At 42.6% G+C, this 16,382-nt stretch carries 17 protein-coding genes; 3 read left to right on the top strand and 14 right to left on the bottom strand.

Translation table 11 applies throughout. The annotated features are described in order from the left end of the window. Nucleotides 1-247, top strand: a 247-nt coding sequence (locus L4C42_RS22295; protein WP_429759926.1) for a hypothetical protein, incomplete at its 5' end; no start/stop codon positions are given. A 214-nt stretch (nt 248-461) separates the two neighbouring features. Here L4C42_RS22295 and L4C42_RS22290 read toward each other — a convergent pair. Next, nucleotides 462-764: a GIY-YIG nuclease family protein gene (locus tag L4C42_RS22290; RefSeq protein WP_353497694.1), complete on the bottom strand. Its 303-nt coding sequence runs from the start codon at nt 762-764 to the stop codon at nt 462-464. Between the two features lie 190 nt (nt 765-954). Between L4C42_RS22290 and L4C42_RS22285 the strand changes: the two genes are divergently transcribed. Together L4C42_RS22285 and rraA are read left to right on the top strand one after the other, a co-directional pair. Continuing rightward, complete coding sequence (locus L4C42_RS22285; protein WP_353497693.1) at nt 955-1,872, top strand: 1,4-dihydroxy-2-naphthoate polyprenyltransferase; 918 nt, start codon at nt 955-957, stop codon at nt 1,870-1,872. Nucleotides 1,873-1,951: 79 nt separating this feature from the next. Beyond that, nucleotides 1,952-2,470, top strand: a complete 519-nt coding sequence (gene rraA, locus L4C42_RS22280; RefSeq protein WP_353497692.1) for a ribonuclease E activity regulator RraA — start codon at nt 1,952-1,954, stop codon at nt 2,468-2,470. 89 nt (nt 2,471-2,559) lie between these two features. Here rraA and L4C42_RS22275 read toward each other — a convergent pair whose 3' ends face one another. The 13 genes from L4C42_RS22275 to rfbB form a co-directional block, all read right to left on the bottom strand. Continuing rightward, a complete protein-coding gene (locus L4C42_RS22275) occupies nt 2,560-3,726 on the bottom strand; it encodes a nucleotide sugar dehydrogenase (protein ID WP_353497691.1) in 1,167 nt (388 codons plus the stop codon). A gap of 11 nt (nt 3,727-3,737) precedes the next feature. Continuing rightward, nucleotides 3,738-5,624: a polysaccharide biosynthesis protein gene (locus tag L4C42_RS22270; RefSeq protein ID WP_420884615.1), complete on the bottom strand. Its 1,887-nt coding sequence runs from the start codon at nt 5,622-5,624 to the stop codon at nt 3,738-3,740. Between the two features lie 55 nt (nt 5,625-5,679). After that, on the bottom strand, nt 5,680-6,234 hold the full coding sequence (locus L4C42_RS22265) for a sugar transferase (RefSeq protein ID WP_353497689.1): 555 nt from the start codon (nt 6,232-6,234) through the stop codon (nt 5,680-5,682). Continuing rightward, on the bottom strand, nt 6,235-7,146 hold the full coding sequence (locus tag L4C42_RS22260; RefSeq protein WP_353497688.1) for an NAD-dependent epimerase/dehydratase family protein: 912 nt from the start codon (nt 7,144-7,146) through the stop codon (nt 6,235-6,237). Then, on the bottom strand, nt 7,143-8,273 hold the full coding sequence (locus L4C42_RS22255; protein ID WP_429761780.1) for a glycosyltransferase family 4 protein: 1,131 nt from the start codon (nt 8,271-8,273) through the stop codon (nt 7,143-7,145). The genes L4C42_RS22260 and L4C42_RS22255 overlap by 4 nt, the downstream gene beginning before the upstream one ends. A gap of 17 nt (nt 8,274-8,290) precedes the next feature. Next, the gene (locus L4C42_RS22250; RefSeq protein WP_353497686.1) at nt 8,291-9,202 is read right to left on the bottom strand and encodes a glycosyltransferase family protein; all 912 of its coding nucleotides are present in this window, start codon (nt 9,200-9,202) and stop codon (nt 8,291-8,293) included. A 51-nt stretch (nt 9,203-9,253) separates the two neighbouring features. Further along, nucleotides 9,254-10,420 carry a capsular polysaccharide export protein, LipB/KpsS family gene (locus L4C42_RS22245; protein ID WP_429761779.1) on the bottom strand — a complete coding sequence of 389 codons (1,167 nt, stop codon included), beginning with the start codon at nt 10,418-10,420 and terminating at the stop codon, nt 9,254-9,256. A 2-nt stretch (nt 10,421-10,422) separates the two neighbouring features. Further along, nucleotides 10,423-11,094: a sulfotransferase family 2 domain-containing protein gene (locus tag L4C42_RS22240; RefSeq protein ID WP_429761778.1), complete on the bottom strand. Its 672-nt coding sequence runs from the start codon at nt 11,092-11,094 to the stop codon at nt 10,423-10,425. A 7-nt stretch (nt 11,095-11,101) separates the two neighbouring features. Beyond that, nucleotides 11,102-11,911, bottom strand: coding sequence for a glycosyltransferase family protein (locus tag L4C42_RS22235; RefSeq protein ID WP_429761776.1), 810 nt, complete (start codon nt 11,909-11,911; stop codon nt 11,102-11,104). Nucleotides 11,912-11,920: 9 nt separating this feature from the next. Then, complete coding sequence (locus L4C42_RS22230) at nt 11,921-13,162, bottom strand: oligosaccharide flippase family protein (RefSeq protein WP_429761775.1); 1,242 nt, start codon at nt 13,160-13,162, stop codon at nt 11,921-11,923. Between the two features lie 211 nt (nt 13,163-13,373). Beyond that, nucleotides 13,374-14,723, bottom strand: coding sequence for an MBL fold metallo-hydrolase (locus L4C42_RS22225; RefSeq protein ID WP_429761774.1), 1,350 nt, complete (start codon nt 14,721-14,723; stop codon nt 13,374-13,376). Nucleotides 14,724-14,742: 19 nt separating this feature from the next. Then, nucleotides 14,743-15,081, bottom strand: a complete 339-nt coding sequence (locus L4C42_RS22220; protein WP_429761773.1) for a hypothetical protein — start codon at nt 15,079-15,081, stop codon at nt 14,743-14,745. A 184-nt stretch (nt 15,082-15,265) separates the two neighbouring features. After that, complete coding sequence (gene rfbB / locus L4C42_RS22215; RefSeq protein WP_429761772.1) at nt 15,266-16,327, bottom strand: dTDP-glucose 4,6-dehydratase; 1,062 nt, start codon at nt 16,325-16,327, stop codon at nt 15,266-15,268. Nucleotides 16,328-16,382 lie beyond the last annotated feature (55 nt).

Below are 16,382 nucleotides of genomic sequence, written 5' to 3'. Positions count from 1 at the left end.
AAAGTCTCCTCGACCATTCCCCAATCAATTACCTCCGCTGGAATACCCTAGCGAACATGAAGTCAGAAAGGTGAAATGTGGCGGCTATATTAAACTTAACGGGCAAGCCATTTACGTCACGAGAAGACTATTAGGTGAGTACGTTAGTTTGGAATATATCGACAATCGATGTTGGTTGCTTCGATTTGGAGAAATGAGATTAGGGATTGTAGATGAAGTTGTTGGAAAAGTAATTCGGCCAACATAGGGTGTTACCTATGTGGCCGGTTTAAAGTGTTACCTATGTGACCATCAGTACAAGCACCAAGCCTCAAATAGATTCCTGTCTACACAGGAATGACGAGCCTTTAACATCACCGCACTCAAAATTACCGTCCCCCCTGCGCAGGCAGGGGTCTACTCAAGCACGCACTAAGCCTCTAGAAGATTCCTGTCTGTACAAGAATGACGAACCTTTAACATCACCATAATTCGTGACTTAAATCCTTCCAATAAGGGTTACTACTGGTCACCAACTCATTCTTCCAAGCCCACTCCCAATGGCGCAATTGCAGCTCTCTTGACGCAGCCTCTTCCATCGTTTCAAACCATTCGTAGTGAACCAGTTGATTGACGTTGTATTTCTTTACGATACCTTCGGTCACGCCGTGTTTGTGTTTCCAAATTCGCTCAGAAAGGTTAGATGTGACGCCGATATAGACCACGCCACGTCCTTTCGATGCAGCGATGTAGACGCACGGCTTTTTCGTTTTGTTTGAGTTCACTATGTTATCTCTTGTTTTCCCCTAGCCAGACGCCACATGCTATACCGCTTAACCGTGAAGATTTTCAGCGCACTTCACACACCCATCAATATCATACTAATCCCATACTAAGACCATATTTAGTGTGCGTATTTAGCCACTTCCCATTTTGCCGTATACTTACTTAAAACAGTTAATTCGTAGCGTAATCATGACTTCTTCTTTTCGTATTTGGCTCGATGCCGCAAGACCTAAAACATTGCCACTTGCGCTGGTTTCTATCATCACCGGCAGTGCCCTTGCCTTTTCTAAAGGTGAAATGTCATGGAGTGTGGCGCTGCTCGCGCTGCTGACAGCAACTTTGCTGCAAATCCTATCCAACCTTGCCAACGACTACGGCGATGCCGTAAAAGGCACCGACAACGAAAACAGGCTAGGCCCGATGCGCGCCATTCAGTCGGGAGAGGTCACGCAGCTAGAAATGAAAAAAGCCATCATTCTGAATGTGGTGCTGACTGTCGCTTCTGGATTGTTCTTAGTGTTACACGCCCTTGAATCGCTACAAAACATCCTCGCCTTTATCGGCCTTGGCGTACTGGCTATCGCAGCCGCTATCGCCTACACCGTGGGCAATAAACCATACGGCTATGTAGGACTTGGTGACATTTCAGTGTTTATCTTCTTTGGTTTGCTCGGTGTCTCTGGAACTTATTTCCTTCACACCGGCCATTTAGACACACTGCTATTTTTACCAGCCATTGGTTGTGGCTTACTCGCTGTTGCGGTACTTAACGTCAACAACATGCGCGACATAGAGAACGACAGCGCTTGCGGCAAACGTACCGTTGCGGTCCGTCTTGGTGAGCGCAAGGCTAAGTTGTATCACTTTGCCCTACTCGCCGTTGCAGTGAGTGCATTTGCGATGTATTTGTCGGTGCAGCAATCACCGCTTTGGATAAGCCTGCCTTTTGTACTGAGCTTGGTGGTGGTCATCAAACATGGTACCGCGGTATGGCAAACCACACAGCCTGCACAAATCGCCCCGATGATGCCTATTGTGGTTAAGTGCTCACTAGTCACCAACATCTTGTTTTCTGGTGTGGTTATAGCTCAAACTCTGATCACTTAATTGAGCCTTGTCATTGCATTGACCTATTCAACCGATATACTCGATTTATCCCTTTTGAAAACTGCATAGAAGAGCCGCCATGGAATACAGTACTTCAGCCCTATGTGATATCTACCTAGATCAAGTAGATGTTGTCGAGCCAATGTTTAGCAATTTTGGCGGCAGAGCCTCATTTGCAGGTCAAGTGACCTCAGTGAAATGCTTTGAAGATAACGGTGTGATCCGCGACATTTTAGAGCAAGATGGTGTAGGTCGCATATTGTTGATTGATGGCGGTGGTTCACTGCGAAAAGCCCTTATTGATGCGGAAATCGCTCAATTGGCCGAGGACAACGAATGGGAAGGCATTATTGTCTACGGCTGCATTCGTGAAGTCGACGAGCTAGAAGACATGAATTTGGGCATTCAAGCGCTTGCCTCTATCCCTGTTGGTGCCACGCAATCAGATGTCGGGGAAGTGGATGTGCCGGTCAACTTTGGCGGCGTGACTTTCTTGCCAGAAGATTATGTGTATGCCGACAACACAGGGATCATCTTGTCTCAAGAGCCACTTGATGTGAGTTTTGAGGACGAAGAGACTCAAGAAACCGAAGAGTGATTCAATCACCACGGTAAAAAAGACACGAACAAAAAACGGGAGCATCACTGCTCCCGTTTCTATATCTATCATTTAATTCAATAACGAATTTAGTCGTTACCAAACAAATCACGCGTATAAACCTTGTCCGCGACATCTTCTAACTCAGGCAACATGCGGTTAGAGATAATCAAGTCAGCTTCTTGTTTAAAGGCATCCACATCCTGGATAACGCGCGAATGGAAGAAGTGCTCTTCTTTAAGTACAGGTTCATACACAATGACCTCAATACCTTTAGCTTTCAAGCGCTTCATAATGCCCTGAATGCTCGATGCGCGGAAATTATCCGAACCCGACTTCATGATCAAACGATAAACACCCACCACTTTAGGGTTGCGCTTCATGATCGACTCAGCAATAAAGTCCTTACGCGTGCGATTCGCATCCACGATAGCACCGATAATATTATTCGGCACTTCTTGATAGTTCGCCAGAAGCTGCTTGGTGTCTTTTGGTAGGCAGTAACCGCCATAGCCAAACGATGGGTTGCAGTAGTGCCCACCGATACGAGGGTCTAGAGCCACGCCTCCAATGATTTGACGCGTATCCAGACCCAAGGCTTCAGCATAAGAGTCTAACTCGTTAAAATACGCCACACGCATCGCTAGATAGGTGTTAGAAAACAGCTTCACCGCTTCCGCTTCGGTTGAGTCGGTATACAGTACGTCGATGTTTTGTTTCTGCGCGCCCTCTACCAGCAAATCACCAAACACCTTGGCACGCTCACTGCGCTCACCAATAATGATGCGAGATGGATTAAGGTTGTCATACAGAGCACTGCCCTCACGCAAAAACTCTGGTGAGAAGAACACGTTCTCTGTACCAAGCTCTTCACGAACGCGAACCGTGTAGCCCACTGGAATGGTTGATTTGATGACGATCACCGCATCCGGATTCACCGCAATCACATCTTTAATGACCGACTCAACAGAGCCTGTATTGAAATAGTTGGTCTGCGGGTCATAATCTGTCGGCGTGGCAACTATCACGTAGTTCGCACCGCGATATGCCAACTCTTTATCCAGCGTTGCAGTAAAGTTGAGATCATCACGCTGTAAAAACGCTTCAATTTCGCTATCAACAATCGGCGATTGCCCATTGCACAGCATCTCTACTTTTTCTGCATTAATATCGACCGCCACTACCTCATGATTTTGAGCCAGCAACATCGCATTCGATAGGCCTACATAGCCCGTTCCAGCAACTGCAATTTTCATAATTCTGTCTTTTAATTTGTTTGTGATTTGTTGACGTTAGATTGAGCCCAAACTAAGTCACCAATGCCATCAGTCGGCACAAAACCCGTTGGTGCTTGTAACATGAGCTGTCGCAACGCTTGTTGATCATAATCTTGTGCCGCTTGCTGCAAATCGTCAAGTAACTGATTGTATTCGACTTGCTCCATTGAGACTTCTTGGGCGGTCATAATGCGATCGTGAGACGTCTTGGAAACACTGTCGCCAATAAGCAGTTCTTCAAACAGCTTTTCACCTGGCCTTAGGCCTGTGTAGAGGATTTCAATGTCACCCTCTGGGTTAAGGTCGTCTTTCACTTCCAGCCCAGACAGGTGAATTAGGTTTTTCGCTAAGTCTGAAATTCGAACCGGCTCACCCATATCAAGCACAAACACATCACCGCCCTTTGCCATGGCGCTCGCTTGAATCACAAGCTGCGCAGCTTCAGGAATAGTCATGAAGTAACGAATAATGTCCTTATGCGTGACAGTTACTGGTCCGCCCTTAGCAATTTGCGCCTTAAAGAGCGGAATGACCGAGCCAGATGAACCCAGTACATTACCAAAGCGTACCATCGAAAACAGGGTTTGATGGTCTTTCTGATAACCTTTTGCCAAAGCCTGTAAGCCCAGCTCCGCCAGACGTTTGGTTGTTCCCATTACATTGGTCGGGCGCACCGCTTTATCGGTAGAAATGAGCACAAAAGAAGACACTCCGGCCTCAATCGCTGCACATGCGGCGCGGTACGTACCAAACACATTATTTTGAATACCTTCAGCGACGTTGTATTCAACCAACGGTACGTGTTTGTAGGCTGCTGCGTGGTAAACCGTCTCAACACCAAAACTGGTCATTGTGTTGACCAATCTTTTCTGGTTTTGAACATTGCCCATGATAGGCACAATCTCAATACCTTGGGCTTTTTGGTTCAGCTCTCTTTCGATGCTATACAACGAGAACTCTGACGCTTCAAACAGAACCAATCTACTTGGCTTGTATTTAATGATCTGTCGACAAAGCTCTGAGCCAATAGAGCCACCAGCGCCCGTGACCATCACGGTTTTGTCTTTGATGTTTTTTTCTAGCAACAATTGATTAGGCGAAACAGAGTCTCTTCCCAACAGGTCGTCAATCGCGACCTCTTTAAGCTGCTCAATTTTAAGCTCACCACTCACGATATCGCTCAGACTTGGAATGGTCATAACTTCGATAGGAAAATCTGAGAATCTCTCTATGATACGTTTACGCTCATTTCGAGACGCCTTGGGAACGGCAAGGAAAACTTTTTCTACTTGATGCTTTCCCAATAACCGGGAGATGTACTGGGGCCTAAATATCGTGACTCCTTGTATTGTCGTCTTGTGTTTTTTCAGGTTGTCATCAATGAAAGCAACGACACGATAGTCCTCACTTTGCGATACCACCTGATACAGCTGCCGACCCGCTTTGCCTGCACCATAAATCAATACCGGTGTACGACCGCTAATCAAAAAGTCAGATATCAAAAACCTTACAAAAAGACGGGCACCACCACTCAATGTAACCAAAAAGGTTGCGTAAATAACCGGCACTGAGCGGGGCAAAAATATCTGAAAATAGTAAGAGAAAAGTATGATTGAAAGTGCAGACAGCGCGGCACCAAAAGCTATCGTTACTACAGCCTGCAAGCCCAAATACCGAAGTACAGCCCGATAGAGACCAAAATGAGTAAATACAGCCAATGTCACTACAGTGACAGAAACGAAAACATACCAATATTCAATATCTTGCCAAAATACGTCTATTGCTCCCATCCGAGAGTAAAACGCTGCCCAAAATGAGACAAATATGAAGACAGTATCAAAAAACAAGCTGACCGCTCTTTTGCCCGCTCTGGGCATGGTCCAAATTGGATTAAGAGAAAACACTATTACCTCTAGTCAATAGGGAGCTTTATCAAGATTTAGAGACACGGTCACCCGCACCCTTGCCTGTTGCTGTCGCAATAATGTAATCAAAATATCGACCTACAGTAAGAGTATCGAGCATTTTCCGATCTGTCTTTGCAAGAAGTTCAGGTGTAGACATATCAATATTGCTCACCTGAGCCAATCCAGTAACACCAGGCAACGCGTCGTATACATTCAACTTATCACGCTCTTCAATCAGTTCTGCCTGATTAAATAAATTAGGCCGAGGCCCAACTAGGCTCATTTCACCTTTAACGACATTAATAAGCTGTGGTAGCTCATCAATTTTAGTTTTACGCAAAAATGCACCAAATTTAGTAATTGAACTGCGACTAGCAAGGTGGCTCGCAACTGATGCCGTGTCTACAGACATAGTTCGGAACTTGATCAATTTAAAAGGTCGCTTACCTCGACCGACTCGCTCTTGAATAAAGATAGGCGACCCGGTATCAAAGTAACCAACAAGTGTCACAACCAACAAAATGGGTAGTGTCAAAACCAGACCAACAACAGATAAAACCAAATCGATAATACGTAACATTTATAACTCTTCTTTTTGATTGCAAGAAAGACCTTGTTGCATTGTATATGGAGGAACCCAGCCAAGTTTCTCAAATGTCTCGTCGACTTCCAAAACTAAATCACCAAGCAACTGCTCAGCCATGGCTCGCTTACCTAACAGATCCGCTCCCCAGTACATTAATGAAGTAGGTACCAACAATTGCCAACAAGACTTCCCCTGCGCCAGCGCGATTTGACGAACCAATTCTCGCGTAGATACTGGCTCACGCTCTGCGACTAACCAAGCTTTACCAGTCGCCTCTGGCAAATAACAGCAACGATAGAGAAAGTCCGCTAAATTTGTGCAAGAAATGATACTGCGTCTATTTTTTACAAGCCCAAAAGGCAACAAAGGAAACGATTTCACAAGCTTAGCAAGAGCACCAAAGTTTCCTGGCGCTTCACTACCATAAACCAAAGGAGGTCTTACAATGACCACATCCATCTCAGATTGATCTTGCAACTCTAAAAGAGCCTGTTCCGCAAGCCACTTAGATTTGGCATAGTCATTATGTGGGGCAGCTGACGAGTGATTGGTTAATCCTTTACTATCGGTACCATTTCCAAGCACACCAACCGTACTGACAAACACAAAACGCTTCACTCCTGCAGAAGCGGCACTTCTAGCCAAGTGCATTGTGCCCTTATAATTGATCTCGTAAAAGTCATCAACTGATGAGCCTTTATTGTGCGCGACTCCTGCTAAGTGAATCACTGCATCACAATTATCAAAGGCACCGCTCCAGCACGTTTGATCATCTATGCTTTCGACCGAAAAGGTGTCGTCTTGCTCACCTTGAGTACGGCGTGAAACACAACGGTACTCAGCCAGCCCTTGCTTGCGTATTTCTTTACCGATAAACCCAGTTGCACCCGTCAATAAAATCGTCATTCGCACGCCTTTTGATAAAAACTAAACGTCTTTTTAAGCATCGACTCGAGCGTAAACCTTTTATTGTAAGCCTCTAGCCCCCTCTTACCGTGTTCTGCAAGGAGTTCCGGGTGCTGACTATAGAGCTCAAATGCTTGCGCTAGCTTCGCTGCTCTATCTTCTACCGGAATGATTACCCCTGTAACATCAGTCTCAACCAACTCACGAACTCCACCTACATCACTTGCAATAACAGGCAAGCCTGCAGACATTGCTTCTATTATTGTCAAAGGTAGACCTTCCCAATTCGAGATCAAAATAAAGCCATGACTCTTCGACAAAACATCTCTCACTTGAGTGGGTTCCAAATAGCCATGAAATCGGACTTTACTCTCAACACCCAATGAGCAAGCCAAGGTTTTACAGGCCTCCAAACTAGGCCCGCTTCCAACAAAATCAATACTGATACGGTGTGAGTCACTCATTGCCAAAGCTTCAAGCAGGATACTCTGACATTTCGGCTCATCGAATCGAGCTACCATCGCAAATCTCAACATCTCTTGCTCATCAATAGCGTGATTAGTCGTTGAGCTTGTATATGATGCTGGTGCAACACCATTTTGGATCGCAACCATTTTATCCATATTGGCAAAATGGTACTTCTTGGCTAGCGCCCTATCTTGTTTAGAGACAGTAATCACATAGGTAGGTAGCCACGACATTATCCATTCAATCGTCAGATATAAAGCTTTACGAGTTCTGGGAATTCCATTGGTAAACGGCCAACCATGAATGGTGAATACACGAGGAACCCTCAAGCCAATGGTAGCCAAACGACCGACCAAACCAGCCTTAGCAGAATGCAAATGAACGAGTTCAGGTGAGACAGTTTTTATTAACGCCCGTATTTCACGAATCGCTTTAATGTCAGAGCGCAAATCAAGTTCACGCTGCAGGTAAGAAAGGCAATGCACTTGGCATGGTTCATTGTCTTGGAGGTATCGACTAAATTCACCTTCACCACCAAGTGCGACATGAACCTCATAGCCCTCCACTTTAGCGTAACGAATGAGATCGATAAGATGAATGCTCGCCCCCCCTACAACATCAGAGCGAGTAATAATATAAAGTAGAGATTTCTTTGTCATAGCCTAACGCACGTTCATCACTTGATAAGTCGGTTAATGATACCTAGAAAGTCAATTTCTAGAAGGATTTCTTCCCATGTGAATTTTTTCGCTTTCTCCAAGCTAATTATTGCATTGGGGTTGTTAATAAGCGATTGAAAAGTTCTCTTATCTAACGAGCTAATAGTAGCGAAGTCATAGCCATAACGCCTGCTATGTTCGTTTATCCACTCATACTGATTGGAAATAACAGGTAGCCCAGCAACCAAGTATTCAATAACTTTTGTTGATGTTTGCCGAGTCAATGGGTATTCGTCAGGCATAATATTTAGCCCCGCTTTAGACTTAGACAGGTAATGTAGGACTTGGTCTCTATCAAGCATGCCAAGAAAGGTTACTCCCTTCATCTGACTCAGCAATAATTCATCGTCAGAGTTAGTACGCCCAGCAACCACGATAGAGAAACCTTGGCGTGCTAAATCGGAAATGGCGGGCACTACATTCTTCCGTTGACTTATCGCTCCGAAATAACAAACATCAAACTCCTTTTCACAGTTTATGGAGCGTAATGATAATACCGCATCGCTTGCCCCCATATCACGATAGAAACGAGGAATTTGACGACTGAAATAATACTCTCCTTCAACAAAGGCATTTAAAAATGAATAATATTTAGGTTTGGAAGCTAAGATTGATTTCGATATATTCTTAAGAAAAGCGAATCGACCAACACTTGCTGTGTGATATTCATGAACTTCTGGCGTTCCTTTTACAATGCAACCTCTCAATACACCACCAAACCGATAGTATAAGCGAGCTTTCAGCTCACTCGCTTCTAACTCGCTTTCTACAACGGACGTAGAGAGCCCCCTACAATTGAGAAACTTACTATACGCATCAGCTTCAGGTATAAAAGCCTTACCAGTTTTAATGAAACATACATCAATCATGAAATCACCGATCACACTATAAACAGCGCACATTAAAAATTCTTACCAGAATTATCTATCTAATATTTCCAGAACTTTCGACAGTTCAATAGATTCATCCGAAAAGTAGTCAACACCATCAACAAGATAACCATGAATATACTTAAGCAAGTCATCTCGTGTGAAATCTTTATAAAAAGCTTCACCTATAACCTCTACATCTTTGTCGAGAATCATGGACTCTAAGCCAACCGTGGAATTTATAGTTATAACTTTCTTTGAATTCGACAATAAATCGACTGTATTTTGATTCGAGAGCAAGAAATTTAGTTTCTCCTTAAGGCTTAGAATACACTCCACCTGGCTAACACTACTTTCTGCAGGATGTATTTTAACCACTAACTTAGCACCCACCCTTTCTGCCACTTGAGCACTATAAACAATCAAATCTACATTGTTGTATTTCGAGTTTATTTTTATTTGGGTATCCCCCGAAACCTGCAATGGCACAAAAAAATAGTCATCCTCCAGGCTAACAATATCCGTTTCAAATTCCGCACCAACCTTATGCTTAATGAGTGAAGTAGGGTGGATATTTCTACTAAAGAAAATTTCTTTCAAAAATAAATTAAGGGCGCTAAATACCTTCTTTTTATGGTTAACACTTGCTTGAGGTGGCGGAGAGGTCTTATATAACCTGTAATCATCCAGCCACTGCTTATGAATAGCTTCATTAATAGGTGGTAGATGATTAAAATTTTCTATTGAAGACTGAGCATTAACCCCTTTTCTGTCAACAAATATTTTCTTAGGTAAGTTTGATAGCTCCAAAAACAAAGTGGTCACATTTTTACTTCGGTAATAATTAGCAACCGTTTTACCTAAAACTTGCTGACCATTCCAAATAACAACTTTTTCTATTCTTGAAAACTTTTTTTTAGAAATCGTACTTTCAATAGCTGAAGCCCATATCGAAGCCCCCTCAACAGCCATGGCATCATTAAGGACTTCTATTGTAGTTTCCAACTCATCGTTTCTTATATTTGTAACGCGATTCAAACCATTGGACATTCTATGTACATATTGACACTCAAATCCATTTATAAGACTCAGTACTTTTACCAGTGGTTCTGTAGTAATCAATAAGGCTTTATCTTTGATTGGCTCTGCTAAACGGCTTATAAATTGAAAACGCTCAAGAGACTCACAACAAAAAAGGACTGTTCTATAACTCAGCATATTTAAAACTCATAATTAAGTAATTTTATATCGTTTTCATAGTGTTTCGCTACAATACGAATAGTCTCTTGGGAGTAATGCTTCTTATAACTTTTGGAGTCACGATTACTAGAGTTTACTTTTTGTAACTTAGGTACATCAACATCAAGTCTTTTCGCTATATATAAAAAACCGTCTTCAATATTTTCAAAGCGAGCTACATAGTCAATATCAAAGTTGCCTTTCGAATCTAGAAGGAAGTCAGATTGTGGTCGAAAATGAACCCAACTTGAAATTTCCTTTTTTTTCAGACCATTTAAAATAAAGTCCTCAAAGCTTTTATACTCACTCAAATACTTCTCTGAAAACTCCTGATCTGACTTGTAAGGTGTAAATTTCGTCAAGTAATTATAAGCTGAATATAGTCGATCCCAAGGATTCCTAACAACTGTAAATTTGAAATAAGCTTCTTTTTTTTTCGGACTTTCCCATTCAAACTTTTTTATTGGGTAATGACCGGGGTGCTTGTCATTAAACAAAGCCAAACTGATACTCTGCCCAGCAGATTTTGGTATATGAATAAATATACATCTGTGCATCAAATAATAATCATGATAGACACTTCGCCCTCTTAAGCGCTGTATCATAGAGCGAAATTGTATTGGGATAATATTTCTAACTATTTTTCGCATCATAGAAAACCTATTTTAATATATTTTCACTAAGTGGCCTTAAGGTTGTTTTATTGCTTTCAACATCAAAGCTCATAAGGTTTACAAAATGTTTAACTTCTCGCCAATTTTCAGGCCAAGCCTTTGTCTGACTACTTTCTAGTTTTGCATACTTAAAATGATAGTACATTGGCTGCTGCATCTTATAAATAAACAACCTTCGAAAAATTGCATACAATAGGCCTTTCTTATATATGTTTAGTATTTCACATTTAGGGCCATTACTAAACGCACTCTTCTTAGATTTAAATATTCGAACTTCATTACCCGTATATATTCTCGAATTCACTGTGGCACACAAACCATCTGCACACTCAACTCCTTTCATTGCAACATAACCGCGCTTATTTTTACGCCATTTAGAAAGGTACTTCCTTAAATCCGTACTCGCAATCATATCACCATCCCACTTAAATGCATGCTTTGTTGGAATGAATTGAGTACCAAAGTTGTAAAAGAACGTTCTACTATAAACACTAGTTTCATCCTGTTCTGAATATCCAGGGCCATTTGGCCAAGATTCATAAGGGTAATGTACTATAGTCGCTTTACTATCCTTCATAACTTCTTTAACGATTTCAGCCGTCTTATCATTCGATGGCTGAATAAGAATAACGTAATAATCAAACAAACCTTCAATTGATCTTAGAGATGCTTCTATTGTTTGAGCTTCATCCTTTAATCGAATAAATGCTGTAATACCATCATCTAAATGCGTCAAGCCATGATCATACTTCAAAACGTCATTTTCGATTGGTTTAAAAAAAATCTCACTATTCATTATAAACCCTCAATGTATATAAGTTTTTAACCCTGTCGACTGATAAACAGCAAAACACATCAACACTTTTAATAAGACCAAACTAAATAACATTGCATACGCAGCTCCTGCCGCACCATATAATGGAACAAGCAAGAACAAAAGAGCAACATTAACAGCAAATACCACCAAGAGTCTAGAAAGTGCCTTCCCCTCATTTCCAGTCATATTAAGCACTAGGCCGACAGGTCCTAGAAGCACATCTATCACTTGATAAAAAGTAAGAATCATTAATATTTCATACACTCCTGAATACTCCACCCCAAATAAAAACTCAATCAAGTGGCGTCCGTAAAAAATATACGTAAAAACAATAAATATTGATAATAGAACACTATATCTAACTCCGATTCTAATAGTAGCCTGAGCCTGAGAAACATCTCCTATGTTATAAGATCTGGCAATTTTTGGCATGATAACGGAATTTACTGAAGACAAACCGATAGCGATAATAGCTACCGCTTGAATTGCCACCTTAAAGTATCCAACCTCTTGATGTGAACTAAAGCTACCAAGAAAAACTGTTGCGACTTCCGAGTTTAGGGTATAAACAAATGCGATTAACGCAAATGGGACTAGAGACTTGACCCAGATTCTCATTTTCCATTCTGGATTTAGGTTGCCTCTTACAATTTCGAGATTATTTCTAGATAAAATCACTCCAATAAATTGAGACAAAATTGTAGATAGCACCACAGATATAAAAGCTGTTTCTAATGTTACACTAGAATAATATGCAAACAATAAAATAAAGATCATACTTAGCGTCGGATTTATTATTTGCTCTGGCACTTTGGCTAAGGCTGGCCTTTGAAATGCATTAAGGAACGCACATTGCTGAGATAAAAAAGCCCTAAAAGGAACTAACACTAGAGCAATTAATAGAACATTGAGATTTACATCTACAATAAATCCTAGAACATATGCAAAAAAAACAAATAGTGCAGCAAAAGCCGACATCAGCATAGCGTAACATCGACACCAAGATATCAATCCGACTACCAGTCCCCACATTTTGTTTTGTTGATAGATTGAGAGCTCTCTAATAATCAAGTTGGGCATACCAGCTACAACTGGTAATGTTGCAATCGTTATTATTGACAGTATATAGCTATAAGAACCATAATCCTCTGGCCCGAGCAATCTAGCAAGTAGGACCCCTCCACCTGCAATTAGTAGTTTCCCCAATAACTGCACACCAACAGTACTCATAACTTGCGCTTTAATAATATCCTCCGAAAGCAAATGCTACCGCCCTTAAGTAACACCCTCAAAAAGCAAACTTACCACCTAGATTTGTGCACAACTCTGTGGCAACAGGATACTACATAACGTAAAAACAAGCCGGATTGTACCCGAGTTACCAATGAGACGCGACTCTTTCACAGGCAGAAATCCAACCAATTAAGTTGCATGTTTCTCCCTATAGCTCTATTTTAGCACCTTTGATCTGGTAAAGATCATAAGCTAAATGTTGTTTTGACTTTGACTCACCATGCATCAAATGCACTTGCTTAAGGTGCGCTGAACATCTCAGCGCAAACGCTAATAGATCGTTCTTATCTGCATGCGCCGAATACCCAGACATTGAATGCACACTCGCCTTAACGTCAACCGAATCACCATCAATCACAACAGAAGAGCGACCCGCCTGAATATCACACCCCAACGTACCACCTGCCTGATACCCACAAAACACCACATCTGTCCTGTCATCCGGCAACAGTGCTTTAAGGTAGTTCACAATACGCCCACCCTGACACATACCAGAAGCAGCAATCACAATCGCTGGCTCACCCGTGGCCGCCAGCCGATTCACCAGCCTTGCATGCTCTCGGTGAGACTCCACCACAATGCATTGATCAAAGCTGAGCGGCCGCTGCCCACGCAATACTTTAGCCTTTGCTTCCCTACTCCAAAGCTTGCGGTAGCGTCGATAGGCATTAGTCACCTTAACCGCAAGCGGTGAATCAACAATAATAGGTAAGCGCTCACTAAGCTGGTGTTGCGACAGCAGCGTTTCTATATCAAAAAGTAGCTCTTGGGTTCGCCCAACACTAAATGCAGGAATGATAATGGCGCCGCCATCACTAAGGCTACGCTGAATAATCTCTAGTAATCGCTTAGAACGGGATTCAACACTTTCATGACGCTTATCGCCATAAGTCGATTCCAAAAACAGATAGTCTGCTCGCTTAGGTGGCTTTGGGTCGGGCAACAAAGGCGTGTTGCTTGGGCCAAGATCACCAGAAAACACCACAATCTCTTTATTGGGCAACTTCACTTCCACATAAGCACTTCCCAATATGTGCCCAGCGGGCTGAAAACGAATGTGGGTAAAGTAGTGCTGCTTAGCGTTTTTCACAGGCACCCACTCGTTGTAGCCTACAGGTTTAAGCTTGCGGCTAATGAGCTGAACAATATGTGCACGCTGGGATTTAGTTAGTCCTAATTGAAGTGCTAGTCCGTCTTCCAACATCAATGGCACTAAATGTGCCGTCGCGTGAGTGCAATAGATAGGCTCTCGAAAGCCTGCGGCAAATAGCCAAGGCAGACGCCCTATATGATCAATATGAGCGTGAGTAAGTACTAACGCTCGCACAGCCGCCAAACTAAAATCAATATCCAACGATTTGGATTTCGCATCCCCACCTTGAAACAACCCACAATCGATAAGGATTGAGTTACCTTCAATATTCAGCTCATGACACGATCCTGTGACAGTATGTTTTCCCCCATGGTGAAGGACATACACCCCTCTCGTAAGCTCCATTCGTATGACCTCCTACCATTCAATAAATTGAGTACGATGTGTAAACGTCTTGATAGCGATGCCTAATTCGATTTAGGTAGCAGCGCGTTTCTCTCTGAAGTTGGCTGCTTTCTTTTTGATCACGCTTCATGTTGTTATTAAAACCATGCAGATAAAACAGCAACTGTGTTTTCGCAGGTAGCGCCTTCAATTTTGTGAACATGGTTGAAGATAATATCTCGACATACTCCCCCTCTCCGCGCCGCTCACAGAAATAGAGCCATTTAGAGATATCAGTATTTTGAGAATTGAATGAAATCTTGCGATTCTTTTTAGAACGTGCAGATTGAATGGGGATTCGATTAGTGATAAACAGCATGCAGCTTCCTTTTGCTCATTGGGGCAATCGAGCATAAAAAACAGCATAGGGGAAAACTTGATGCAATTGGCTATTTGCGACCAATAGAGCAATTCTGTACTTTGCGTTGCACGCTATAACATCAAAGTAAAAAGGCGGCACTATATTGAGCACCGCCTTGCTGGCATTGAGAAAATTGGGCTGATTAGTTATTACCTAAACGCTCTCTCGTGTATGAACCATCAAGAACGCGAGTCCACCACTCTTTATTATTCAGATACCACTCAACCGTTTTGCGGATACCAGACTCAAACGTCTCTTCTGGTTTCCAGCCTAACTCACGCTCTATCTTAGAAGCATCGATGGCGTAGCGCACGTCATGTCCTGGACGATCCGTTACGTAAGTGATTAAGTTTTGGTATTCATCCACGCCTTCTGGCTTGTTTGGCACAAGCTCTTCTAATAATTGGCAAATAGTTTTCACAACATCGATGTTCGCTTTCTCGTTGTGCCCACCAATATTATAGGTTTCGCCAAGCTTACCCTCGGTAACGACTTTATAAAGCGCGCGAGCATGATCTTCCACAAACAGCCAATCTCGGATCTGCATACCATCACCATACACTGGTAAAGGCTTGCCTTCCAATGCATTCAAAATCATCAGTGGGATTAACTTTTCAGGGAAATGATAAGGACCATAGTTGTTAGAGCAGTTAGTCACCAATACAGGAAAACTGTACGTACGACCCCATGCTCGAACCAAATGGTCTGAACCTGCCTTGCTGGCTGAGTATGGACTGCTTGGCTCATAAGACGTTTCTTCAGTGAACAGATCGTCTGTCCCCTCGAGATCACCATACACTTCATCGGTAGAGATGTGGTGGAAACGGAACGCCGCTTTTTTGTCACTCTCTAACGCGTTCCAGTATTGCCTAGCAACTTCCAGCATATTAAACGTACCAACTAGGTTGGTTTGAATAAACGCAGAAGGGCCATCAATTGAGCGATCCACATGCGACTCCGCCGCAAGGTGCATAACCAAATCTGGCTGATACTGCTCAAACACACGCTGCAAGGCTGCAAAATCACAAATATCAACATGCTCGAAGCAGTAACGCGGATTATCCAGCGCATTCGGTAGCGATTCTGTGTTTCCGGCGTACGTTAATGCATCGACATTCACTACACTATCGGTTGTGTTGTCCAAAATGTGACGTACGACAGCGCTACCAATAAAGCCAGCGCCCCCAGTGACTAAAATTTTCATTTTTCTTTCCCTTTTTAAGCCCAACCGACTATTTAATCAGTCGAAATATACCGTC

The organism is Vibrio wakamikoensis, assembly GCF_050337275.1.
Classification (GTDB): Bacteria; Pseudomonadota; Gammaproteobacteria; order Enterobacterales; family Vibrionaceae; genus Vibrio; species Vibrio chaetopteri.
The sequence above is the reverse complement of the archived record's forward strand: the minus strand, read 5'-3'. Positions and strand labels throughout refer to the sequence as shown.